24 protein-coding genes are annotated in these 22,960 nt (G+C 45.0%); 13 read left to right on the top strand and 11 right to left on the bottom strand.

The window, feature by feature from the left end:
• Both L5M38_RS19630 and rssA read left to right on the top strand, forming a co-directional pair.
• Positions 1 to 239, top strand: a 239-nt coding sequence (locus tag L5M38_RS19630; protein ID WP_263179589.1) for a transposase, incomplete at its 5' end; no start/stop codon positions are given.
• A complete protein-coding gene (gene rssA / locus L5M38_RS19625; protein ID WP_263180084.1) occupies positions 240 to 1,124 on the top strand; it encodes a patatin-like phospholipase RssA in 885 nt (294 codons plus the stop codon).
• Between the two features lie 134 nt (positions 1,125 to 1,258).
• Here the strand turns inward: rssA and L5M38_RS19620 are convergent, their stop codons facing one another.
• Entirely contained in the window at positions 1,259 to 2,269 is a 1,011-nt protein-coding gene (locus tag L5M38_RS19620; protein WP_263166777.1) for an NADP-dependent oxidoreductase, read from the bottom strand.
• 146 nt (positions 2,270 to 2,415) lie between these two features.
• Here L5M38_RS19620 and L5M38_RS19615 point away from each other — a divergent pair, with 146 nt between their 5' ends.
• The 7 genes from L5M38_RS19615 to L5M38_RS19585 all read left to right on the top strand — a co-directional run bounded on the left by L5M38_RS19615 (position 2,416) and on the right by L5M38_RS19585 (position 9,036).
• On the top strand, positions 2,416 to 2,904 hold the full coding sequence (locus L5M38_RS19615) for a MarR family winged helix-turn-helix transcriptional regulator (RefSeq protein ID WP_105252906.1): 489 nt from the start codon (positions 2,416 to 2,418) through the stop codon (positions 2,902 to 2,904).
• A 119-nt stretch (positions 2,905 to 3,023) separates the two neighbouring features.
• Positions 3,024 to 3,713: a hypothetical protein gene (locus L5M38_RS19610; RefSeq protein WP_173245565.1), complete on the top strand. Its 690-nt coding sequence runs from the start codon at positions 3,024 to 3,026 to the stop codon at positions 3,711 to 3,713.
• A 260-nt stretch (positions 3,714 to 3,973) separates the two neighbouring features.
• Complete coding sequence (gene nrdD / locus L5M38_RS19605) at positions 3,974 to 6,091, top strand: anaerobic ribonucleoside-triphosphate reductase (RefSeq protein WP_173496522.1); 2,118 nt, start codon at positions 3,974 to 3,976, stop codon at positions 6,089 to 6,091.
• Positions 6,092 to 6,214: 123 nt separating this feature from the next.
• Entirely contained in the window at positions 6,215 to 6,676 is a 462-nt protein-coding gene (nrdG, locus tag L5M38_RS19600) for an anaerobic ribonucleoside-triphosphate reductase-activating protein (RefSeq protein ID WP_263180083.1), read from the top strand.
• A gap of 114 nt (positions 6,677 to 6,790) precedes the next feature.
• Positions 6,791 to 7,147 carry a YibL family ribosome-associated protein gene (locus L5M38_RS19595; RefSeq protein WP_028760414.1) on the top strand — a complete coding sequence of 119 codons (357 nt, stop codon included), beginning with the start codon at positions 6,791 to 6,793 and terminating at the stop codon, positions 7,145 to 7,147.
• 272 nt (positions 7,148 to 7,419) lie between these two features.
• On the top strand, positions 7,420 to 8,034 hold the full coding sequence (ribA, locus tag L5M38_RS19590; RefSeq protein ID WP_006087423.1) for a GTP cyclohydrolase II: 615 nt from the start codon (positions 7,420 to 7,422) through the stop codon (positions 8,032 to 8,034).
• 57 nt (positions 8,035 to 8,091) lie between these two features.
• Positions 8,092 to 9,036 carry a hypothetical protein gene (locus L5M38_RS19585; RefSeq protein ID WP_263180082.1) on the top strand — a complete coding sequence of 315 codons (945 nt, stop codon included), beginning with the start codon at positions 8,092 to 8,094 and terminating at the stop codon, positions 9,034 to 9,036.
• Between the two features lie 51 nt (positions 9,037 to 9,087).
• Here L5M38_RS19585 and L5M38_RS19580 read toward each other — a convergent pair whose 3' ends face one another.
• The 5 genes from L5M38_RS19580 to L5M38_RS19560 all read right to left on the bottom strand — a co-directional run bounded on the left by L5M38_RS19580 (position 9,088) and on the right by L5M38_RS19560 (position 14,343).
• A complete protein-coding gene (locus tag L5M38_RS19580; protein ID WP_263180081.1) occupies positions 9,088 to 9,543 on the bottom strand; it encodes a FlxA-like family protein in 456 nt (151 codons plus the stop codon).
• Positions 9,544 to 9,712: 169 nt separating this feature from the next.
• Positions 9,713 to 10,096 carry a VF530 family protein gene (locus L5M38_RS19575; RefSeq protein ID WP_263180080.1) on the bottom strand — a complete coding sequence of 128 codons (384 nt, stop codon included), beginning with the start codon at positions 10,094 to 10,096 and terminating at the stop codon, positions 9,713 to 9,715.
• 182 nt (positions 10,097 to 10,278) lie between these two features.
• The gene (locus L5M38_RS19570; RefSeq protein ID WP_263180079.1) at positions 10,279 to 11,739 is read right to left on the bottom strand and encodes a carbon starvation protein A; all 1,461 of its coding nucleotides are present in this window, start codon (positions 11,737 to 11,739) and stop codon (positions 10,279 to 10,281) included.
• Positions 11,740 to 11,938: 199 nt separating this feature from the next.
• Entirely contained in the window at positions 11,939 to 12,649 is a 711-nt protein-coding gene (gene btsR / locus L5M38_RS19565; RefSeq protein WP_263180078.1) for a two-component system response regulator BtsR, read from the bottom strand.
• A complete protein-coding gene (locus L5M38_RS19560) occupies positions 12,646 to 14,343 on the bottom strand; it encodes a sensor histidine kinase (protein WP_263166790.1) in 1,698 nt (565 codons plus the stop codon). Before L5M38_RS19560 ends, btsR begins: the two co-directional genes overlap by 4 nt.
• 128 nt (positions 14,344 to 14,471) lie before the next feature.
• Between L5M38_RS19560 and L5M38_RS19555 the strand changes: the two genes are divergently transcribed.
• The gene (locus L5M38_RS19555) at positions 14,472 to 14,714 is read left to right on the top strand and encodes a YecH family metal-binding protein (protein WP_131524333.1); all 243 of its coding nucleotides are present in this window, start codon (positions 14,472 to 14,474) and stop codon (positions 14,712 to 14,714) included.
• Positions 14,715 to 15,056: 342 nt separating this feature from the next.
• On the opposite strand, the gene L5M38_RS19550 is transcribed toward L5M38_RS19555, so the two are convergent.
• From L5M38_RS19550 to L5M38_RS19530, 5 genes are all read right to left on the bottom strand, one after another.
• Positions 15,057 to 15,401 carry a replication protein RepA gene (locus L5M38_RS19550; protein WP_263166791.1) on the bottom strand — a complete coding sequence of 115 codons (345 nt, stop codon included), beginning with the start codon at positions 15,399 to 15,401 and terminating at the stop codon, positions 15,057 to 15,059.
• Positions 15,388 to 16,056, bottom strand: coding sequence for an AAA family ATPase (locus L5M38_RS19545; RefSeq protein ID WP_028760405.1), 669 nt, complete (start codon positions 16,054 to 16,056; stop codon positions 15,388 to 15,390). The genes L5M38_RS19550 and L5M38_RS19545 overlap by 14 nt, the downstream gene beginning before the upstream one ends.
• Before the next feature lie 76 nt (positions 16,057 to 16,132).
• Positions 16,133 to 16,435 carry a PilZ domain-containing protein gene (locus L5M38_RS19540; protein WP_028760404.1) on the bottom strand — a complete coding sequence of 101 codons (303 nt, stop codon included), beginning with the start codon at positions 16,433 to 16,435 and terminating at the stop codon, positions 16,133 to 16,135.
• A gap of 158 nt (positions 16,436 to 16,593) precedes the next feature.
• Positions 16,594 to 16,998 (bottom strand): phosphate-starvation-inducible protein PsiE, encoded by a 405-nt coding sequence (locus tag L5M38_RS19535; protein ID WP_028760403.1) that lies wholly within the window; start codon positions 16,996 to 16,998, stop codon positions 16,594 to 16,596.
• Positions 16,999 to 17,255: 257 nt separating this feature from the next.
• Positions 17,256 to 17,765, bottom strand: coding sequence for a DUF2062 domain-containing protein (locus L5M38_RS19530; RefSeq protein ID WP_028760402.1), 510 nt, complete (start codon positions 17,763 to 17,765; stop codon positions 17,256 to 17,258).
• A gap of 32 nt (positions 17,766 to 17,797) precedes the next feature.
• On the opposite strand from L5M38_RS19530, the gene L5M38_RS19525 reads away from it, so the two are divergent.
• Genes L5M38_RS19525 through lpxK form a run of 3 tightly spaced genes read left to right on the top strand, consistent with a single transcriptional unit; the run spans position 17,798 to position 22,953 of the window.
• Positions 17,798 to 20,116, top strand: coding sequence for a DNA internalization-related competence protein ComEC/Rec2 (locus tag L5M38_RS19525; protein WP_263144497.1), 2,319 nt, complete (start codon positions 17,798 to 17,800; stop codon positions 20,114 to 20,116).
• A 32-nt stretch (positions 20,117 to 20,148) separates the two neighbouring features.
• The gene (gene msbA, locus L5M38_RS19520) at positions 20,149 to 21,957 is read left to right on the top strand and encodes a lipid A export permease/ATP-binding protein MsbA (RefSeq protein WP_219252834.1); all 1,809 of its coding nucleotides are present in this window, start codon (positions 20,149 to 20,151) and stop codon (positions 21,955 to 21,957) included.
• A complete protein-coding gene (lpxK, locus tag L5M38_RS19515) occupies positions 21,958 to 22,953 on the top strand; it encodes a tetraacyldisaccharide 4'-kinase (RefSeq protein WP_263180077.1) in 996 nt (331 codons plus the stop codon).
• Positions 22,954 to 22,960 lie beyond the last annotated feature (7 nt).

The raw sequence follows: 22,960 nt of genomic DNA, 5'->3' as shown, positions 1-22,960 counted from the left end.
TTTCGCACAATATTGAGTTGCATTATTTACCGCCTTACAGCCCGAACCTCAATCCGATAGAAAGACTGTGGAAGGTCATGAATGAGCACGCGAGGAACAGCGTGTACTTCAAAAATAAGCGAGATTTCAGGTCCGCACTGGATAAATTTTTCAAAGAAACATTACCCGATATTGGTGAAAGTTTAGCGTCGCGGATCAATGATAATTTTCAGCTCTTTACCCACGCATCTTCAGGTTGATTGGGTATAGGTGTATTGAATGGTTTAGCTGCCATGGGTATTAAGCCCGATAAAGTGGCTGGATGTTCGGTAGGGGCTTTAGTGGGTGCCGCTTACGCCCATGATCATTTACCCGAGTTAGAAAAATGGGTGCGCGGTTTTTCTAGTTGGGACGTGCTTGGCTTGATGGATATTCGATGGCGTAAGGGCGGGCTTATCGGCGGAGACAAGGTGTTCGATGTGCTGCATGCACGTATAGGAGATGTGAATATTGAGAATCTCAATCGTCCCTTTGCAGCCGTCGCGACTGACTTATACTCTGGTCAGGAAATTTGGTTTACTGAAGGGGATTTACGGCAAGCGGTACGGGCCTCTTGCTCCATGCCGGGGATTTTAGCTCCTGTCAGACAAGGAGAACGCTGGTTAGTCGATGGTGCTGTAGTGAATCCTGTTCCTGTTTCGGTCAGCCGCGCCATGGGCGTTGATGTGGTGATTGCAGTGGATTTATATGGCTATCATTCTGGGCGTATCCAAGTGTTACCCGTGAATATGACCAGCCAAAGGACTGTCCAAGCTGAAATGGATATGCCAGCGCGACAAGAAACGGGCTTTATGGATTTATTTGCCCGTGGCCGAGATTATGTCAGTAACCTAACCGATAAGTTTTCGCTCGGCACTAAATCGAATCCGGGGATGATTGCTGTGATGTCGCAATCTATGGGTATTTTAGAGCAAAGGCATAAACGGGCGCGGTTGATGGGCGATCCACCAGATATTTGTATTGTGCCAGAGGTGGGAAATATCGGCACTATGGAGTTTCATCGTGCTGATGAGGCGATTGCCGCCGGCGAAGCGGCGGTGGAGAAAGTCGCCCACTTGATTGAAGCAGCGCTCTGGAAGGGCTGATGAGGCAAAATGTAGAGTCAAAAGTTTTATATAGATAGCGTTTGATTGCCAGATAAACAAAAGTCGGTATCACTTTTGCGATACCGACTATTTGCTATCTCATATTGAGATGTTTATACCGCTTTGTTGGTGACTTAGGCTAGTTTTACCAACATTTTACCGCGATTCTTACCTTCAAATAGACCGATAAAAGCATCAGGTGCTTGTTCAAGCCCTTGATAAATTGTTTGTTCTGCTTTGACTTTACCTTCCGCTAACCATTGAGCCATTTTTGCGGTGAACTCAGGATAATGCGCCCAATGTTCGGATACGATAAAACCTTCTAACTTGAGTTTTCGCATTACAATTAGTGCTAAGTTGTCAGGGCCAGGTGTTGGAGTTGTGTTGTTATATTGCGAAATCATACCGCAAACAGCGATACGTCCATGATCTTTCATATTGCTCAGCGCTGCGGCTAAATGCTCGCCACCGACGTTCTCAAAATACACGTCAACCCCTTCTGGGGCTGCTTTTGTCAACGCTTGGGTGAGATTGCCACAAGTTTTGTAATTGATGACCGCATCAACACCATAACTTTTTAATAATTCAGCTTTTTCATCTGAACCGACAGAGGCTATTACACGAGCACCTATTAGTTTACCAATTTGGCAGGCTACGCTACCTACTGCGCCAGAGGCTGCGGAAACGAACAGTGTCTCACCCGCTTTTAAATCTGTAATGCGAGTCAGTCCTGTCCAAGCTGTCATGCCTGGCATTCCGAGTACGCCGAGGAAATGTGAATTATCAAGCGTAGTTCGTGGTAAAGCTGTCAGTCCTGCGGTATCTGTGACTGCGTGTTCACGCCAACCTAGCATGCTGCTGACTTTAGTACCAACCGGGAACTCGGTGTTTTTTGACGCTATAACTTCACCAATCGCACCGCCTTCTAAGACTTGATTTAAGGCGAAGGGCGGAACATAACTCTTGCGATCAACCATGCGCCCGCGCATGTAAGGGTCAACCGACATCCATAGATTTTTAATCAGCACTTGTCCATCAGCGAGCGGTGCTAATGCTTTATTTACTAAAGTAAAGTTCTGTGCCGTAGGCATGCCTTCTGGGCGACTAGCTAGATGGATTTCACGGGTTTCAGTCATACTCTTCATAAAAACTCACCTTTTGTTTGTGCGCAAACGAATGATGTTAACTCTACGTGGCTTTAAGATTGAATGCAAATAGTTTGCGCGCAAACTAGATGCGGTGGGACAGATCGGATAAGATAGCGTTATGTTTAAATGACAGGCGCTTAAACGTGCAGAATTGCTTACCTCAACCTGAGCTAGACGCTACAAAACAGACTCATAGCCAAGCTTCTAGCGATCCACTCTGTTTATCCGATAATGTTTGTTTCGCGTTATATTCTGCGAGCAATGCATTAGTGCGTGCTTATCGGCCTCTACTCGAGGCATACGAGTTAACTTTCCCTCAATATTTAGTGATGCAAACCCTGTGGCGTCAAAATGGCTGTAGCCAAACCCAGCTATCAATGGCGACTAAACTCGATATGGGAACCCTAACGCCAATCGTCAAGCGGTTAGAGTTGAAGGGGTTGATTACGCGATTAGCCTGCGTTGAAGATGAGCGGAAAAAGCTGATCACTCTGACAAGTCAAGGAGAGGGTATCAGGCACGAAGCTCTTGCCTTGAAGCAAACCTTGCTTGATAAAGTGCAGATGGACGCTGAGGCACTCGATTTACTAAGGCGGCAATGTCTTGCCTTGATCGAAGATATTCAGTCCTAGATATAAGTTGGTTTATGCATAGTGATGCTATTAACTCAGGGGTTGCACAGATTAATACTTGATTGGCTTAGTTTTTGCTTTAAAACCGTTATTGAGTCTTAGACGCCGAATTTTTGACGATGAATTCTATTTTAAATGCCTTTAATCTTAATCGCAGCAGTGCCAGTATCGCCGATGCCTATGGTGCAAATAGCCAAAAGACGAGCACGGCTAAAACCGATACTACGACAGAAACAAATAAAACGCAGACGGATGCTACCAAACCCGATAAAGGTAAAACCGATGAGATAGCGCTGTCGCCACGGGCGCAACGCGCACAGAAAATTCAATCGATGGCGAAGGATTTTTTTGCCGATGGTCAATTTGGCGTCGCCGATATTCCCGCATTGGTGTCGCGCTTACAAAAGGATGGCATTTTATCGGATGTGCAACTCGAGCGTTTATCGAAAAACGGTATTACAGTGCCGAGCACAACAACGCCGACTAAACAATCGTTGCAAGATTTTTTAGATGATGAAATAAAATCATTAGCTAAAAAATCACCCAATAATCCTCTTATCAATACCTTAGTAGATGCTAAGAACGTCTTAACCAATATGGATGATGCTCAGTCGCCGGTGCTAGCCCAGAAGGCCACGAAAGTCCTTAGCCAATTGACGGATTATTTGAATTCTGAACCTCCGCTTACGGATGCTCAAAAGCAGCAGTGGCAGGGGCTAAAATCTATGATGCAACTCGCTTCATCTATGGGGGCACATCAATCTGCATCGGGCCAACTCAGTAGTTATCTTGCGCTTGCTAAACGTTAATTCACATCCATAGTCGTGATAAACACAAATTGTCACGCATTCAACTAGCTGGGTTTAATCAGCAGGTCAAGGCGCAATTTTCAGATAATTGGGCCTAGCTGCAGTTCTTGTTTGTTCTTTTATTTCATCCTAAAAACTATGATCTGGATCATGGACTCCTTACCGTCATTGTAGCCTAATGCTCTACATATTGTGTTTTATGCTTTTAAAATCACTAGATGTAGTGTTAATTTTTAGGCGAGATGGAGAGGAACTGAACAATGCCAGTCGTAATTAAGCGTGATGGTTGCCGCACACCTTTTGATGAAACAAGGATAAGGGATGCAGTGAATGCCGCTGCAAACTCAGTTGGAATAGAGGATGGCGACTATGCAGCGACAGTGGCAGCGTGTATCAGTCAGAGCGTCGCGCCATTAGCTGAAGTCGATATCCACCATCTACAAGATGCGGTTGAGAATTTACTGATGGAAGGGCCGTACAAGTCCCTGGCGCGGGTGTATATCGAATACCGCCACGACAGAGATGTGTGCCGTGAAGCGACCAGTAAACTCAACCTCGAAATCCGTGGTTTAGTTGAGCAAAGCAATGCGGCTTTACTCAATGAAAATGCTAATAAAGATTCAAAAGTCATTCCTACTCAGCGGGACTTACTCGCGGGCATAGTCGCCAAACATTACGCCAAGAGTCATATTTTGCCAAAGGATGTGGTCGCTGCCCATGAAGCGGGCGAGATCCATTACCACGACCTAGATTACTCGCCGTTTTTCCCGATGTTTAACTGCATGTTGATTGATTTAGCTGGCATGTTGACCCACGGCTTTAAAATGGGTAATGCCGAAATTGAAACCCCTAAGTCTATTTCAACAGCGACAGCTGTGACCGCGCAGATCATTGCCCAAGTGGCGAGTCATATCTATGGCGGCACAACTATCAACCGTATCGATGAAGTGTTAGCGCCATTTGTCGCTAAGAGCTACGACAAGCATTACCAAATTGCCCTGAATTGGAAGATCACCGATGCCAAAGCCTTTGCTACGGCACAAACTGAAAAAGAATGTCACGATGCATTCCAGTCTTTGGAATATGAGGTCAATACTTTACACACTGCCAATGGCCAAACACCGTTCGTGACCTTTGGGTTTGGTTTAGGCACGTCATGGGAATCACGCTTAATTCAGCAATCAATGCTCAAAGTGCGGATGGCGGGATTGGGTAAAAATCGCAAGACTGCAGTATTCCCTAAGCTAGTGTTTGCGATTCGCGATGGTATTAATCATAAAGCGGGCGATTGCAATTACGATGTAAAACAGATGGCGCTCAAATGCGCGACAATGCGCATGTATCCCGACATTCTCAACTACGAGCAAGTCGAGAAAGTGACCGGTTCATTTAAAACCCCAATGGGCTGCCGTAGCTTTTTAGGCACCTATGAAGAAAATGGCGAGCTTGTGCATGAAGGGCGCAATAATTTGGGAGTGGTCAGTTTAAACCTGCCGCGGATTGCCTTAGAAGCCAATGGCGATGAGACTGAATTTTATCGTATTTTAGATGACAGATTAGTATTAGCCCGTAAAGCGTTGGATACCCGTATTGAGCGACTGAATGGTGTTAAAGCCCGCGTGGCACCTATCCTTTATATGGAAGGCGCCTGTGGTGTACGCTTGCGCGCTGATGATGATGTGGCGCAAATCTTTAAAAATGGCCGCGCTTCGATTTCACTCGGTTACATTGGCCTGCATGAAACCATGAATGCACTCTATGGCACCCAAACCCATGTATTTGACGATGCACAATTAAGGGACAAAGCCGTCGCTATTGTAGCTTATCTTAAAGCGGCTACCGATGCGTGGAAGGCCGAAACAGGTTATGGCTTTAGTCTGTATAGCACGCCAAGTGAGAGTCTCTGCAGCCGTTTTTGTAAACTGGATGCGAAGCAATTTGGCCTAGTCACAGGGGTGACGGACAAGGGCTATTACACTAATAGTTTCCACCTTGATGTGGAAAAAAGCGTAAATCCTTACGATAAAATTGATTTTGAACAGCCATATCCCGCTATCGCGAACGGTGGTTTTATTTGTTACGGCGAATATCCCAATATGCAGCATAACCTCGAAGCGCTGGAAAACGTCTGGGATTATAGCTACAGCCGCGTGCCTTACTATGGCACTAACACGCCAATTGATGAATGCTACGACTGTGGCTTTACCGGCGAATTTAGTTGTACCAGTAAAGGGTTCACTTGCCCTAAGTGTGGCAATCATGAGCCTAGTCGGGTTTCAGTGACGCGCCGTGTGTGCGGTTACTTAGGCAGTCCTGATGCGCGGCCCTTTAATTATGGCAAGCAAGAAGAAGTAAAACGCAGGATCAAACACTTGTAACACTATTACCTTATTCTGCCTGTTAGACTTATTCCGTGGCATCACGTGGCATCACGTGGCATCAATGGTGCCATGGGGTAAATACCAATGTTAAAAGTTGAAATGCACTGTGAGTGACCATCAATGAATTACCATCAATATTTCCCTATCGATGTGGTCAATGGCCCAGGTACCCGTGCGACCTTGTTTGTCTCTGGCTGTGAGCACCAGTGCCGCGGTTGTTACAACCAAAGCACGTGGGATCCCCGTTCTGGGCATGTGTTTGATAGGACGATGGAAGATAGGATTATTGCCGATCTCAATGATCAGCGGATTGTGCGCCGTGGTTTATCGCTTTCGGGCGGAGATCCTTTATTGCCTGTCAATCTCAGTGCCATTTTGACGCTCGTCAAACGAGTCAAGGCTGAGTGTAAGGGGAAGGATATTTGGCTGTGGACAGGTTATGTGCTCGATGAGTTGAGTGATGAACAGCGCACCGTGTTGGACTATATTGATGTGCTGGTGGATGGAAAATTTGAACAAAGTCTTGCCGATCCGAGTCTTGTCTTTCGCGGTAGCAGCAATCAGATCATTCGTTTGTTATAAAAGCGGTAACGAGGATCTGTAACTTGCTGCTATAATCTCAGGCCTTGACACAGACGCTAGCATAATCAGGCTAAGATTTTACTGTGGCTAACTTAGGTAATTTAAGGTAACAGAATGAATTTAAAGCAAGAACTGCAGCAGCTTAACGATAAATTAGATAAATTTCGTCGTAAACTTGCTGCGGCTGAACAAAGAGGCGATGACGTCATTATTGCCCAGTTCAAACGCGAAATCGCTGCGGTCACTAAGCAAATCGGCAGTGTGAAAGGGCAACAAACCCGCTTATTGAATAAGCAAGGGTCAGATATCAAAGGTTTGCCTTTCCATCGTGCTTTGACAAAAGCGGAACAAGCGGACATGGGCAAACTGAAAAAGTCTGTCAAAGGGCTTGTGGTAATCCACCCTATGACGGCTATCGGCCGTGAAATGGGGCTAACGGAAGTTACTGGATACGCTCCCGCAAAATTTTAATGTGGGATTGGATGTCACTGGCACGGGATCGAGTGTCGATCGCGTGTTTGTGCTCCTGTATTTAATGCACTGCTTCGTTTTAATCCATTCCTTCGTGCTGCCCATCGAAAAGACATTCATGTTTGGTTTAGTTGATTAAAACACTAAAGTATTTCTGGATTGTTCGAAAACACTTTAGAATAGTGCGCTTAGTTGGCTAAGTGCCTAATCCTCGTTTTGTTTCTAGGGATCTTATTCGTCTCATGGAATGAGAGTTGTCGTTAAGGTTAAGTATGTCGATAAAATATGTCGCGACGTCAAAGTTACCCACTCCTTGGGGCGTGTTTGCCATGCATGGTTTTGAAGATACCGAATCAGGTAAAGAGCATGTTGCGCTCACATTCGGTACGCTCAGTGCGGATGAACCTGTGTTGGGCCGTATTCATTCCGAGTGTTTAACCGGCGATGCTTTATTTAGCTTGCGTTGTGACTGTGGTTTTCAGTTACAAGCTGCCATGCAAAATATTGCGGAAACGGGCAGTGGCTTTATCCTCTATTTACGCCAAGAAGGCCGTGGCATTGGTTTGCTGAATAAAATTCGCGCCTATGAGCTGCAAGATAAAGGCGCCAACACGGTTGAAGCCAACGAGCAACTCGGTTTCGAAGCGGATATGCGTAAATACGACATGATCAAGCCTATGCTGGAACAGATAGGGGTGAAGCATGTGCGTTTGATGACCAATAATCCGCGTAAAGTGAAAGCGATGAAGGAGTTTGGCATCGAAGTGGTTGAGCGCGTACCACTGCAAGTTGGTAAAAATCGTTATAACGAAGCGTACTTAAAAACTAAATCCACTGAGCTTGGACACATGATGTCTGAATATCATTTTATGGATGAAAATAAGTAATTTTGTCATCATGATGAGTCGACCGATTGAGTTAAAAATGAGGAAGGTTTAAGTCAATTGAGCCATTTTTTCAGTCGGTTGCTATTAAGCTTGTCGCTAATGTGCTTGGCATTACTGAGCGTTATTCCTACCACCTTTGCCGATAGTATTTCCGCTACAAATACATTCATATCTGCATCTCAAGCGGATTATTCCGACTTTTCTATCAATCATGCACCTAATAATGCTAATGGTAGTAATCCGATAGAAACTAGCACTAATCCAAATTCTGTTTACGCCTTTGGTAGTTATCTTGGCACTGGCGTTTACCGCGCTGCAAACCAAAATGCCACCGTCGTTAGCATTCCGTTAAGCTTTGATTTGAAGAAAGATAGCGGTAGCCAAACTTGGTTACGGTTACCTATCTCCTTTGGCTTTTTTGATTATTTAGCCAAAGATATCACTGAAGGTGAGTTGCCGTCGTCGATAGGCACTATGACAGTTACCCCAGGTTTTGAGCATCATTGGCAGGCGAGCGAAAATACTAGAATGGAAGGGTATTTAGATATCGGTTTTGGCACTAACTTCGATAAAAACGATAACGTTGCTATTATTGCCTCAGGGATTAGTAGCTTGTATGACTTTACCTTAGCAGGGCAGGATGCTGTGTGGGTATCGAGATTACGCTTTGCTGGGTACAGCGAGCACTATGGTAAGTTTTCTGATCAATTTGCAGTACTACAAACAGGTGTTGATTTAGGGTTAGCACCACGCTGGCAATGGTGGGACCTGCAGGTGCAACCAAGGATCTTTGCCGTAGGCTATTGGTATTTCAATGAACTTAGATTTATTAGCGAGATAGAGCAAGATACTATTGTTTCTGGCAGCTATGAGGCAGGCTTCTCACTTGCCTTTTCTAAGCCGTTAGGCGGTGAATTATTGAGTGTTGATCGCATCGGATTCAGTTATCGTCGTGGCGATGGGCTCAATGTTTGGCGTTTAATGTTTAGCTTTCCTATCTAGGTATCATCCATTACGGGATGTATTACAAAGACTATTGGTCAGTTATTTTGTCTAAGCTGACTTTTGCGCGTCGCGCATCTTCTTATCAGTCAAGGTCGCTATTTGACTACTTAGCTGCATTATTTGTTCTTGGATTAACTTACGCTGTTGCTCCGCAACCTCAGAGTCATCTCCTTTAAGTTTGGCCAGCATTTTTTGTAGTGCTTTGATCTGCTCTTTTATTTTCTGGATCTGTTGGTCGATTAACGTCATGGGCTCTTCTGACGCATCATTTTCTGTTCCATCTTTTTTTGCTGCAGCATTGTCTCTTAAAGGGGCACCTACATCTGCGGACAATGCGGCGCGGCCAGCTGAAGAAATGGAGACTGTGTCTTGAGTATCCTGCGTATCTGCAGTCGATTCATTAGTCGCCGTTTTTGTTGTGGCAGGAGTTGCTGCGATATATGCGCCCGATACCGGAGTGAAAGTTGAGCCGATTGTGGCACTGTTTATTCCATTAATGCTCATTCCATACTCCATTAGATGCAAACTGTGTTGATACTCAAATCGCTATCGGCCATTAATTGGAAAACTGAAGCTAATTTTTGGCTTATTTGGCAAAAAGCGCGATAGAGCTGATGACAATACAGCCCTTAAGTGAGGACTGTTCACGTTTTATGGCTGCAGAGGGCGAAGATTAACTGTTACCCCAAATATGGCTATTTACTTTGTCATCTGTGCTAGGTTTATCGCTTTTAGCTGACTTGTCAGGGGGAGTTTGATTGGTTTTCTTCGTCGCAATTTTTGCCGCAGGCTTCTTAGCCGTTTGACTAGAGTCTGCTTTGGGTGGCGGCAAGGGTAATTTATTGGCTCTTAAATAAAGATATTCGACTTTATCCCGCGCCCACTCTGTTTTTCTCAAAAAACGTAAACTGGATTTGATGCTGGGATCGTGGGTAAAACAGCGGATATTAATTCTTTCACCTAATTCTTCCCAGCCGTATTTCTCGACTAAATAAGTGATGATCGTTTCCAGTTTAATGCCGTGGAGCGGGTTATTCGATTGATTCATATTATGCATGTTGCAGTGTGCTATGGCGGGAGTATAGCAGTTTTGTATGCCTGATACAGTGTGGAATGGTATCGAGTCAAGCTTGAATATCTTGCTAGCTCAAACCTGTGATAGCTGTTATTGGTGGAGCAGTATGATCAAAACAGGCGCAATAAAGCGCCTGTTTTAGTTTGGTCATTTGGACTGTTTGACTAGTCTTTGACTGTCTCTTTAAGCTCAGTTTCAACCGGTAAATCAATTTCGCCTTTACCTTTAGTTTTCACAATCAAGAGTGCTGTAATCACTAAAGTTGTGACTATGCCCGCTATGGTTGATACCGTCATAGGTAAACCTGCGCCTAAGGTTGACGAGTTCAGTAGGAAGGTGATAACCACAGTGGTCATAAACATCGCTGGAATTGTCGCAATCCAATGCAGTTTGTTATGTCGTAGCAGGTAAGCCGAAGCCGTCCACAGCATTAATACTGCAGTGGCTTGATTTGCTACACCGAAGTAGCGCCAAATCACACCAAAGTCCACTTGGGTCAATATGCCGCCGATAACAAACAGTGGGAGAGCTAACACTAAGCGCTTTGGTAGTGAGATTTGTGGCATATTGAAAAATTCAGCCAAAATCAAACGCGCAGAGCGGAAAGCCGTATCGCCTGAGGTAATCGGCAGAATAATCACCCCTAGGATAGCCATAAAGCCACCGATAGCGCCTAACAGACCGGTAGAGGCCTCATAGACGACGTTGGCAGGGTTACCTGACATACCCGCACTTAACCCTTCAACTCCGCCAAAGTAAGACAACGCGATGGCACACCAAAGCAATGCGATAATGCCTTCGCCAATCATGGCACCAAAGAAGACGAAGCGACCATTAGTCTCGTTTTCAACGCAGCGGGCCATTAACGGTGATTGAGTAGCATGGAAACCCGATACTGCGCCACAGGCAATAGTGATAAATAGGGCAGGCCAAAGTGGCATGTCGTTCGGATTTAAGTTTTGGAAGAAATCGCCCGCTTGTACGTTAGGCAGTAAGGTATGCTCGCTTGATAGCATAATTGCGAAAGCTAAACCAAACGACATGAAGAACAATAAAGCGCCAAAGAAGGGGTACAGACGACCGATAATTTTATCGACAGGTACCACAGTTGCAATCAGGTAATAGACGAAGATTATACCAACGAAGATACTGACATCCCAACCAGTAAGCTTGCCAAGTAAGCCTGCAGGCGCAGAGATAAAGACCACACCGACAAGCAGTAACAGCACAATAGCAAACACGTTCATGAAGTGTTTGGCGCTCTTACCTAAATACTTACCCGCAAGGTTTGGCACGGATTGACCGCCATTGCGCACTGACAACATACCGGAGAAGTAGTCATGTACTGCACCTGCAAAGATACAGCCAACCACAATCCACAACATGGCTGCAGGACCATAGAGTGCACCTAAGATAGGACCAAAAATTGGGCCTACGCCTGCAATGTTTAATAATTGAATTAGATAGACTTTGCCTTTAGACATAGGTACAAAGTCGACGCCATCAGTTTGAGCGAAAGCGGGTGTTTGACGATTAGCGTTAATGCCGAAGACTTTCTCGACAAAGGCGCCGTAGATAAAGTAGCCGCCGATCAGTAGACCGACACAGAGTAGGAACCACATCATTTTTGTTATCTCCCCATTTGAGTTCTGGCGAGTGTAAACAAGTTGTTGATATAAAACTTTGTAATCTCAATGAGTGGTCGAAAATGCAGTGTGAGCGGCAATAGGCGAGCTTAAGTGGTTACCATTTTATGTTAACTGTGAGTGTTGTTGGCCATCTTATGGCTAAAAATACGTCGCTAAGATGACTTTTGGATTGTGTTTATTGAAAGCCAAATAGCTGTTTAAGGCTTTTAAGATAGCGGCGTGATACGGGTACTTTATCGCCTAAATGAGTGGTGACTTCAGCCCCTGTATCTAACAGCTCAATTTCAGCAATCGCCTTAGGTGAAATCAAATACTGCCGATGGCAGCGCACCAGTGGGGTTTTTTCTTCGAACACTTTCAAGGTCAACTGGGCATGGACTTTGCCTTTCGTGCTGGCCACATGGATGCCGCTTAAGTCACTGAACACATATTCCACATCTTGGATTGCAATGACTTTGAGTTTATTGCCGCTGTAGCAGGGAATATGTTCAAGACTCTTTGGGGTAATGGAGTCCATAGCCTGAGGCGTTAGATTTTTACGCACGCGAGTGAGGGTTTTACTGAGTCTGTCGGCATCTATGGGTTTGAGTAAATAATCGAAGGCATGATTGTCGAAGGCTTTGACGGCAAACTCGTCGTAGGCGGTGACAAACACGATTTTCGGCATGTCATCGGGGTCGAGCATTGCAATAAGTTCCATGCCCGAAATGCGTGGCATTTGGATATCAAGAAAGATTAACTGAGGTTTTTCTTTGGTTATGCTCTGTAATGCCTCAATAGCATTGGCACATTGACCGACGATTTGGATGTCGTGTTCTTGCCCCAAAAGGTCAGCTAATTCTTCACGAGCAAACAGCTCATCATCGACAATTAAACAAGTGATCACGTGCGATTATCCATATTTGATGTTTCAGGGCTTTCTATGGGCAATCTTATGGTGACACGAGTCAATTGATCGGGCTCGCACTCCACTGTCACGCCGTATTGTTCGCCAAAAATATTTTGAATTCGCTTATGCACTAAGTTCATCCCTAGACCTTCTGAGCCCTCAATGGGCTGATACAACCCGGCATTGTCTGTGACTTCTAGCTCCAGCACATCATTTTCGAGCTTGCCAGTCACTTTAATCTGCCCTTGCTCAATCATGTGCGAAGTGCCGTGCTTTACGGCATTCTCAATAATTGGCTGCAGGGTAAAGGCGGGGACTTTACAGTGGTAGAGTGATTCAGGTATCGCGATACTGACTTGTAATTTATCAATAAAACGCGCTTTTTCAATGGTGAGATAGGACGCTATGTGATCTAGCTCATCCCCAAGCGTCACTAAGCCTGTCGTTCGCTTTAAATTGATCCGTAAAAATTGCGATAACTGCTGCAGTAGCTGTTTAGACATATCAGGATCACGTTTGATAATCGCGCTAATGGTATTCAGTGCATTAAATAAAAAGTGCGGATTGACCTGAGCCTGCAGCAATTTAAGTTCGGCTTGAGTCAGTAGATTTTGCTGTTGCTCAAACCGGCCATAAAGAATTTGGTTTGATAATAGGCGGGCAATACCTTCACCTAAAGTACGGTTGATATTCAAAAAAAGTTTATTCTTAGGCTCATAGAGTTTAATCGTGCCAATGACTTCAGTATCACTGCGCAGCGGGATCACTAGACTTGACCCTAGACGGCAATGAGAAGAAATAGAGCATGCATAGGGCGTTTCAACGCCATCGGCGAACATGACCTTATTTTGATTGATGGCTTCTAAGGTGATTTTGGACGAAATCGGTGTACCAGGGAGATGGTGATCGGCGCCTATGCCAATAAAGGCTAACAGTTTTTCCCTGTCCGTGATGGCCACTGCACCCACATTGGTTTCTTCGATGACGATTTGGGCGACATGACTACTGCTTTCTTCGTTAAATCCTTTGGATAGTAATCCGACACTGCGTTCGGCAATTTTTAATGCCTTAGTCGAAAAGCTCGATGAGAGTTTATCAAACATGGTTTTTTGGTCACGGATCATGCTCATAAAGAGTGCCGCTCCCACGGAATTGACTAATAACATGGGCGGCGCGATTTGACGTACTAATTCCCATGCATCATCGAAGGGGCGTGCAACCAAAAGTATGATGCTCATTTGCATCATTTCAGCATAAAAAGTCACTAGGCAAACGAGTAATGGATTGTAGATGAGCTCACTTTTATCTGCGCGTCTTAAGTAGAAGCTTATCATCCCTGCGGATAAGCCTTCTAAGGTGGTGGAGATGGCGCAGGCTATATCAGTAAAGCCGCCCATACAGTAGCGGTGTAGCCCACCAGTCAGCCCCACCAGAAAACCAGTAACCGGTCCTCCTAATAATCCGCCCAAAACTGCGCCCATAGCACGAGTGTTGGCAATCGCTCCCGAGGTTTGCTCACCAAAATAAGTGGCCATGATGCAGAAACTCGAAAAAATCAGATACATAAAAATCTTATGTGGCAGACGAGGAGACGTTTCGGCAAAAAGTTTAAACAGTGGCGTTTTACTGACTAAGTAAACGATCACTAAGTACAGCGACATCTGTTGGGTCAGTAATAGGATCAAAGACATAATGGCTCACATTATCGTCACAGATGTCGGCGCAGTCGTCCCCATTTGAAAGTTTGTGCGCGAGATCAGGGTTCGAATTTAACCGTTAGGATATAAAGAACAATAATATTGCATCTTTAGGAGGGCATATGTCCAATTCTGTTCACGGTCATGATGTTATGGCGCTGATGGTAGCTCAAGGGGCCGCTATTATAAAGCCTGAATTAATTTCCATGATGGAGCAAAAGTTTGGCTCGGCGGCTCGATACCATACTTGTAGTTCAACTGATTTGAGTGCCGAAGCGTTAATTCAGTTACTCATAGCTAAAGGTAAGTTTCACGAAACGTCCCAAGGTATTCAACTTGTGGCTGGGCGAAGGTGTGAGCATTAATACCATATCTGTTCATTCAGCGGGAGCTCAAAGCGCTTTAGACAAGGCAAAGGCTTGAAGGCATAGTGGTGCTCTGTCAAAAGCCTTAAACGCAGTATAAAGCGCGATGCCATTAACATCAGCCGCCCTTCGGGAGCCACAGGCATTCCACTCCGGTGTTGCATTACTTAAAAGGGAATGACCATTTCTGCATCAATGCGCCTTGGATTGAGATGCCAGTGAGGCTCTGAACTGACTAACTATTTAATATGATTGGTATAATACACAGTGACTATAGTGTGTACTCATTTTATTTCGTTGATTAGTTTTAGTCACATAGACGTGTAATCGTTTTGTTGAAGCTCAGGTTTCATCGTGGCGCTTATTTGCAATTTGCTCCTGCTGTGCGGGGGGGAGTTGGGTAAATTCATTGATCAAAATACGCAGTAATCGAGATTTTGCAATATTGGTGGATTTCGATAGGGCATCAAGCTGAGAAATACTGTTTTCAGTGAGGGTAAAGGTCGCGTGGCGATAAATCTTAGTCGATTTTTTATCTAAGCCCTTAACTATGGTGTGTGTGGTGGGCGCAGCTAATAAACTCGCCTTACCTAAGGCGTAGTTATTGGCATCTTCAATGAAATCATCGACAGAAACCGGCTTGATGATTTGCTTAGGTTTCTTACGTTTAAGATCAGTTAAGCTCATAGCTATTTTCTGGTGGCATTGCGAATAACTCATCCGCTATGGCGCGGATCTCATCAGCTGCTTTCCCATCGGGTTCTATTTCGACGACTGAAGAGCCTCTTTCTTCACTGTCATCATAAATATTTCGACAAAATGTAACTGAATTTAGCACCCTTAATCCAAAGGATTGCACCACATCTTTGGCTTCTAAAATGCGTTTAAACTGTGTGGGAAGCGCTGGGCATTGGGTGAGCACTATAGTCGCGATCATTTTAGGATTCACCATTTTACAAGTGCTTAGCATGTCTTCCATGTGGGGTAATGTTTTGAGATCGCGTCTTTTGGGTCTGAGGGGGATCACAACATAAGTCGCTACCGACATAGCTGCGCGCATGGCTAAGTTATCTTGGCCACCACAATCTACAATTACGTAGTCAAAACGCTCATTGAGGCTGAGTAAATCATTACGAATCTTGCCGTAAAGTTGGATGCAATTAATACTTGGGAGGCTTGGATCATTATTTCTTGCTTGGATCCAATCTGAAGTCGTGCGTTGGGGATCACAATCGACCATGAGGACGTTTGCCTGAAATTTTTGCTTAATATAAACGGCAAGATTTTGAGCGAGACAACTTTTTCCGCTACCACCTTTTTCACCACCTACCAGCAAGATCATACTGACGCCCCTTAATGAATTGTTCAATTCATTGAGTGTAGAACAGAGCCATTAAAGCTGCGAAATTTAAGTTAAATTAAAGCAGTTGCATAGCAATATGGTAGCTTTGGTCATGGCATCTCGCGCAACGGCAGACTTGTCCTTTAACTGTATTTTGTTGGGATGAATTGGGATTAAAGGTCACTTCGATGAGTTCGCCCAGTGCAAACGGATTTTTATAATCGAATAAAATGCCGCGTCTTGCTAAGTCGATACACACACCTTCATCTGTTTGCTTCATGCCTTGAGTGTCGATCCAATTCAAGACCACGCGCTCTGCTTCCATGTCGACTCGCAGCGATGTGCGTTTTTCTTCAAAACCAGTAGTATGGTCACCCATAACTCAATTGCCCCGTAAATTATTGATCTCAGTAAAACTAGCATAATTGCTTTTTGGCAGAATACCAATGTGAAAGCTAGGTCTTTGATAATAGTTTTAAAACGAGAAAAGCAGGTGCCATTGATTTAGGTTTCAATAGCACCAACTCAGGTATTTGATTAATTGTCGTATTCTTGATTTTTTGGATAAGGCATTTTTAATTGGCCCCAACGAATCACAATCACGGTTGCTGCTAAAATTAGCGTCGATAATGATATTGCTGCGATACGCCAGTCTTCCATGCTCTTCATATCTAAGATTAGGTAACGGGCCAAGGCGACAATCGCAATATAAAGCGGCATACGTACTGGTAACTTACCGGATTCATAGTAGTTAGCCACCATGGCTAACACTTCTAAGAAAATAAATAACAAGAGTAAATCGGCCAGTGCGACCATACGTACAGAGATGATATGCACAATTTCTTGGCCTATTGCGACAACGGTGGCAATGGCAATAATAAATAGGACTAAGTGTTCAACGGCTTTAAGGCTTTTAGAACCATATTGATGATAAAAAGGCATGGATATTCCCTACTTGATGTTTTTATAAATAGTAACAGCAAAAATCTGTTTTTAGGGAAAAGCTAGGCGCCGCTGTGTGATTTAATTCACAGATATGTACGATCTTAAATTCGGCGCAAAGTGGAGTTAACGTGCTTGTATGTAGAAGGTGATTTATATGATGAACAAAAGGGAAGCGAGAGCGAATGTGCTAATCCGCTTATGCTGTTACCTCGACTCAATCGTTGTACCAACATAAGCGGTTTGAATATAAAAGATTATTTATTCTTGCGTTTCTGCCACTTAAACATAATTGAATATTTCCACAGATTATTAATCAGCAAATAACCGACAGCGGAAAAAACCACTCCTAGCACGAGACACCCGAGTAAGAATGCCGGACCTATGGTCGCAAGCGATGCTTCAATCCATTGCCAACTTGCTTCGAAGGCAAAATCTTGCGGGGCATGGCCGAGTATTTTAGCACCGAGCAAATACGCCCCATAAAACATCACTGGCATAGTTAAGGGATTGGTTATCCATACTAATGCAACTGAAACGGGAATATTAACGTTAAATAGAATGGCAAAAGCCGCTGCAACAACCATCTGAAATGGCATTGGTATCCAAGCGACAAATAACCCTACGGCAAATGCGCCTGGGGCGGATTTTCGATTAAGTGCCCATAGATTGGGATTATGTAACAAGCGTCCGAACATGCGTAAGTGTTTATGCTCACGCAAGGTTTCAGGCTTAGGCATAAATCTTTTAATTAATTTTTTTGGCATATGCTGAAATTGCTGTCTTAACTTAATTCACTATGAATCGATTCATGTTTGGCTTTAGTGCCATCTTGTTATCAGCGATGTTATGGCCTTCGCTGCCGCCAGTCAGTTACATACCCTACCTTGTTGTTGGGGCGTTAATCTTACACCGAAAAATCCCTGTCTGTGCAGGTGGGCTCTTTGCGGTAGCATGGCTAACTGGTTTTTGCTTAGGATTATCTAGGCAGGATTTGCCAGTGTTACAACAACCTATACAGGTAAGGGGCGAAATCATATCACTAGTTAGTCGAAACAGCGACTGGCTAAGTTTGGATATATCGCTCATTAAACCAAATTTAATCTTAGGGCCAAACGCAAAATTGCGACTCACGTGGAAAGATCCGCCAGAAGTCGATGTGGGTCAGGTTTGGCTGTTTACGTTGACACCTAAGAGCATTGCTAGCGTGCTAAATCAAGGCGGCTACAACGAACAAAAACAATTAATTAGTCAACATGTTGTCGGTAAAGGACGAGTGATTGAGGCGCAGTTACTTGCGGTTTCGCCTTCATTGCGTAATGACCTCATAAGCGCATTGACACCTGAATTAGCCTCTTTACCTCAAGGTGACATTTTACTCGCTTTGCTTTTGGGGGATAAGCATTTGATCTCACAAGCTCGTTGGCAAGCACTAAGGCAGACTGGCACTGGCCATTTAGTGGCGATTTCCGGTTTGCACCTCTCCGTCGTCGCGGCATGGGTATACGCTTGCCTTTTGTTTGGATTGAGTCGTTTGGTGTCACATCAGAGTCGACGTAATATGACTTTTGCGTTAGTCGCGGCAGGTATAGGCGCTGCATTTTATGCTTATCTTGCAGGCTTTGGAGTGTCGACTCAGCGTGCACTCGTGATGATTTTACTGTTAATGCTACTGAGTTTATTAAAACGATTTTCTACTGCGTGGGAGCGCTTGCTGTTTGCATTGTTTGTCGTATTGTTACTCGACCCGCTTGCTTGTTTAAGTGCGGGCTTTTGGCTGTCGTTTTGTGCTTTAGGGGTGATTTTATATACCTTAGTCATCCAGCCCAAAGAGTTTACGGCTGTGTCGACTCGAAGGACGCGTGTAGGCGCGGGGCTTTTGCAATTTTGGGCCATCCAGTGGCGCTTGAGCCTTGGGCTTGGATTACTGCAAGGAGCACTCTTTGGTGGTGTGAGTTTACACAGCTTGTGGATGAATATCCTAGCTGTGCCATGGTTTAGTTTCGTTGTTATCCCATTAGCTATGGCGGGATTTATATGCTGGTGGGTTAGTACTGCGTTTGGGTTCTCTTGGTTGGGACTGCTTCGCCTAAGTGATTGGAGTTTATCACCCTATTCGCAGTTGCTAGACATAAGCCAGCAATTGCCAGCCCATTGGTTAGCGCTTTCAGATACGATATTAGCCTTGGGGTTATCCGCGCTCATCGGTGGTATGTTATGGCGCTATGTGCCTAAAAATAAAAATTATACTTCTTGGTTAAGCCTGCTGAGTTTACTGTTTATTCCCGCTTTGCTTTTCTGTATTACGCTGTGGTCACCCATTCAAAATAATCGATGGGCTATGCATTTACTGGATGTAGGCCAAGGTTTAGCAGTGGTTATTGAAAAGAATGGTAGAGGGCTGGTTTACGACACTGGTGCCGCCTTTGGTGATGACTTCAGTTATGCGGAGCGGGTGATATTGCCTTTCCTAAAAGCCAAAGGCATTCAAGAGATTGATTATATTGTTATCAGCCATAGCGATAACGATCATGCTGGTGGTGCCCCTGTTTTGATTGAGGCTTACCCTAAGGCTTTAGTGATCACAGACGTGGCAGGCTTTAGCGGCCAAGATTGCCGCCCAAGGCTAATTCAATGGCAAGGGCTGAGTTTGAATTTGCTTTCTCCGCCTCAAGTGTTAGCGGGTAATAATGGTTCCTGTGTTATACGCATTGATGATGACAGGCAGAGTCTACTGCTTACGGGGGATATCGAAAAGCAAATCGAAACTTCACTATTAAGTCGTACCTTAAGTGGTGAGTATGAGTTACAAAGTGAAGTGCTCGTTGCGCCTCACCACGGCAGTAAAACCTCGTCAACTGAAGCCTTTATTGATGCTGTTGCCCCCAAGTTAGTTTTGTTTCCTGCTGGTTTTGCTAATCGCTGGGGGTTTCCAAAATCCACAGTGGTTGAACGGTATCAGCAACGGGAGATTATGGGCCTAACTACAGGTATAGAAGGGCAGATTAGTGTGATTTTTCAGCAGTCTGAGCGAGAGGTTAAGACCTATCGTGGTGATTTAGCGCCATTTTGGTACAACTCTCTGTTTAGATTTGGTGACTTGATTAATCCAGAGTAGAATGCCTACTTTGCCATAATTTAGTGTTATCAATGACAACATCTCCTAAAGACGAAATGTGGACAGTTTTCAAACGATTACTGGGCTATATAAAACAGATGAAAGGCATGTTTATGCTTTCAGTTGCGGGATTAATTATTTATGGTCTCGTCGATGCCGCCTTTATCGCTTTCATCGGCCCCTTTATTGATAAGGGGTTCTCCGGCGGCGCACCTGCTGCGGTGACCAACGGCATAGCATTGCCAACTAGTGAAGGTTTCCACGCAAACAACGACGTGCTTATGATGGCGCCGCTTGTGGTTATCGTTATGTTTTCCCTACGTGGCTTTGCTAACTTTGTTTCGACTTACGGCATTTCATATATGAGTGCACGTTTGATCATGGACATGCGTCAGCAAGTGTTTGAGCATTATCTGAGCCTGCCTGTCAGTTATATGGATAAGGAAAATACCGGTAACTTGATCTCAAAAGTGACTTTTGATACTGAGCAAATCGCTCGAGCATCGGGAAGTGCTTTGATTTCCATCGTCCGCGATAGTGTGACTGTGTTTGGTATGCTGGTGCTGATGTTCTATAACTCTTGGAAGCTATCCCTCTGTATTCTTGTGATTGGTCCTATCATGGGCATGGTCATTGCGGTAGTCAGCCGTCGTTTCCGCAAGGTCTCTAAGCAAATTCAAACAGCCATGGGCGGAGTGAGTGCGACTACGGAGCAAATGATTAAAGGCCATAAAAACGTACTGGCCTTTGGTGGACAGGAAACAGAAGCAACCCGTTTTGCTAAAGTAAACGATCAAAACCGCCATCAAAATATGAAGTTAGCTGTGGCACAAGCCATTAGTCAGCCTCTGATCATGATTATTGGCTCATTCGCCTTAGCCTTTGTACTTTATGCGGCAAGCTTAGACAGCATGAAAGCCGATCTTACCGCGGGTACCTTCGCGACGATTCTTGGCGCCATGATGGCCATGTTACAACCCATCAAAAACTTAACCCGAGTGAATGCCGAATTTCAACGGGGTATTGCGGCTTGTACCACAGTGTTTGAATTACTGGATACGCTGCCAGAGTCCGATACGGGAACTTATACTGTCGAGCGTGCTAAGGGGCATTTACGTTTTGATAATGTGTGTTTTACCTATGACAGCCAAGATCGTCGTGCACTTGAGAATGTCGATTTTGAAGTCAAACCTGGACAAACCTTAGCCTTAGTTGGACGTTCTGGCTCAGGTAAGTCGACTATTGCGAGTTTAGTGACCCGTTTTTATACGGGCCTTGAATCCGGCGATATTCTGCTTGATGACGTCAGCATCTACGATTACTCGCTAAAATCGCTGCGTAATCAAGTGGCACTGGTATCGCAACAGGTGACTTTGTTCAATGACACGATAGCCAATAACATCGCTTACGCCTACCCAGGTGAAGCCACTCGTGAGCAGATCATTGAAGCTGCGACCTTGGCCTATGCGATGGAGTTTATTGATCAGCTGCCCCAAGGCCTTGATACCCAAGTGGGTGAGAATGGTGTGTTATTGTCCGGTGGTCAAAGGCAGCGGATTGCGATTGCGCGCGCTATGCTACGTGATGCGCCTGTGTTGATCCTCGATGAAGCGACCTCCGCACTGGATACTGAGTCAGAAAAAGCCATTCAAAAAGGGTTAGATAACCTCAGACAAAACCGCACATCTGTAGTGATCGCCCACAGGTTGTCGACCATCGAAAGTGCCGATCAGATTTTAGTGGTCGATCAGGGGCGTATCGTCGAGCGCGGGACGCACCAAACACTATTGGAATTAGATGGTATGTACGCCAAATTATACCAAATGCAATTTGGTAGTTAGATGCAGGCCTTAGTGAATAAAATTTGGTATCAGGGCCATCCACTGCGATGGCTCTTGTTACCTTTATCTGGCTTATTCGCGGTTATCACTTATGTGCGCCGCGCTTTGTTTCACCTCGGGATGAAATCACAAACTGCAATGCCTGTACCTGTCATCGTCGTCGGTAATATTACCGTCGGTGGCAGCGGTAAGACGCCAACTGTGATTTATCTGATTGAATTACTGCGCCAACATGGATTTCACCCCGGTGTGATCAGTCGTGGTTACGGTGTTGATATTCAAGGCGTTAAATCGGTTTGCTTAGGTGCAAGTGCGGCAGAGGTGGGTGATGAACCTGCCATGATAGTGGCGCGTACTCAAGTGCCCATGGTGGTTGGTGCTAAACGGGTCGATGCGGCTAATGCGCTTATTGCTGAGTTTGGTGTTGATGTCATCATCTGTGACGATGGCCTACAGCATTATGCTCTGGCACGCGATATTGAGCTGGTGGTGATTGATGGTCAGCGCGGTTTAGGCAATGGCTTGCTATTGCCAGCAGGTCCATTGCGTGAAGGCGCGTGGCGTCTCGATACCGTGGATTTTATCGTTAGTAATGGCGGCCCAGCGGCAAAAGGGCAGTTCGAAATGCAACTGACACCTACGGCAGTGAAGCCTGTTAAATGTGATGCGACGTCTGGTGAATATACTTTCGATAAGTCTTTGCCGCTCGTTGCGATGGCGGGCATAGGTAATCCAGCGCGTTTCTTTGAATCGTTGCGCGCACAAGGCTATCAACTGGCCTTCTGCCATGGTTTTGATGACCATCAGGCCTACGATAAAACCCAGTTAGGTGATTTAGCCCAACGCTTGCCACTGTTGATGACAGAAAAAGATGCGGTTAAATGTCGCGATTTTGCACAAGAAAACTGGTGGTATTTGGCGGTCGATGCCAAGCTATCCCCACAATTTGATGAACAGCTGCTCGCACGTCTTCGTGAAGTGGCTGCAGCTAAATAAGGAAACT

It is taken from the genome of Shewanella sp. SM101 (assembly GCF_025654465.1).
Lineage (GTDB): Bacteria > Pseudomonadota > Gammaproteobacteria > Enterobacterales > Shewanellaceae > Shewanella > Shewanella oncorhynchi.
This window is presented reverse-complemented; position numbering and strand designations above follow the sequence as displayed.

What these genes read in the sequence shown, in the direction of transcription:
- L5M38_RS19620 (WP_263166777.1), bottom strand. Translation starts at nt 2,269, where the DNA reads ATGAAGAGTATGACTGAAACCCGTGAAATCCATCTAGCTAGTCGCCCA.
- L5M38_RS19610 (WP_173245565.1), top strand. Translation starts at nt 3,024, where the DNA reads ATGAATTCTATTTTAAATGCCTTTAATCTTAATCGCAGCAGTGCCAGT.
- nrdD (WP_173496522.1), top strand. Translation starts at nt 3,974, where the DNA reads ATGCCAGTCGTAATTAAGCGTGATGGTTGCCGCACACCTTTTGATGAA.
- nrdG (WP_263180083.1), top strand. Translation starts at nt 6,215, where the DNA reads ATGAATTACCATCAATATTTCCCTATCGATGTGGTCAATGGCCCAGGT.
- L5M38_RS19595 (WP_028760414.1), top strand. Translation starts at nt 6,791, where the DNA reads ATGAATTTAAAGCAAGAACTGCAGCAGCTTAACGATAAATTAGATAAA.
- ribA (WP_006087423.1), top strand. Translation starts at nt 7,420, where the DNA reads ATGTCGATAAAATATGTCGCGACGTCAAAGTTACCCACTCCTTGGGGC.
- L5M38_RS19580 (WP_263180081.1), bottom strand. Translation starts at nt 9,543, where the DNA reads ATGAGCATTAATGGAATAAACAGTGCCACAATCGGCTCAACTTTCACT.
- L5M38_RS19575 (WP_263180080.1), bottom strand. Translation starts at nt 10,096, where the DNA reads ATGCATAATATGAATCAATCGAATAACCCGCTCCACGGCATTAAACTG.
- L5M38_RS19570 (WP_263180079.1), bottom strand. Translation starts at nt 11,739, where the DNA reads ATGATGTGGTTCCTACTCTGTGTCGGTCTACTGATCGGCGGCTACTTT.
- L5M38_RS19560 (WP_263166790.1), bottom strand. Translation starts at nt 14,343, where the DNA reads ATGTCTTTGATCCTATTACTGACCCAACAGATGTCGCTGTACTTAGTG.
- L5M38_RS19555 (WP_131524333.1), top strand. Translation starts at nt 14,472, where the DNA reads ATGTCCAATTCTGTTCACGGTCATGATGTTATGGCGCTGATGGTAGCT.
- L5M38_RS19550 (WP_263166791.1), bottom strand. Translation starts at nt 15,401, where the DNA reads ATGAGCTTAACTGATCTTAAACGTAAGAAACCTAAGCAAATCATCAAG.
- L5M38_RS19545 (WP_028760405.1), bottom strand. Translation starts at nt 16,056, where the DNA reads ATGATCTTGCTGGTAGGTGGTGAAAAAGGTGGTAGCGGAAAAAGTTGT.
- L5M38_RS19540 (WP_028760404.1), bottom strand. Translation starts at nt 16,435, where the DNA reads ATGGGTGACCATACTACTGGTTTTGAAGAAAAACGCACATCGCTGCGA.
- L5M38_RS19535 (WP_028760403.1), bottom strand. Translation starts at nt 16,998, where the DNA reads ATGCCTTTTTATCATCAATATGGTTCTAAAAGCCTTAAAGCCGTTGAA.
- L5M38_RS19530 (WP_028760402.1), bottom strand. Translation starts at nt 17,765, where the DNA reads ATGCCAAAAAAATTAATTAAAAGATTTATGCCTAAGCCTGAAACCTTG.
- L5M38_RS19525 (WP_263144497.1), top strand. Translation starts at nt 17,798, where the DNA reads ATGAATCGATTCATGTTTGGCTTTAGTGCCATCTTGTTATCAGCGATG.
- msbA (WP_219252834.1), top strand. Translation starts at nt 20,149, where the DNA reads ATGACAACATCTCCTAAAGACGAAATGTGGACAGTTTTCAAACGATTA.
- lpxK (WP_263180077.1), top strand. Translation starts at nt 21,958, where the DNA reads ATGCAGGCCTTAGTGAATAAAATTTGGTATCAGGGCCATCCACTGCGA.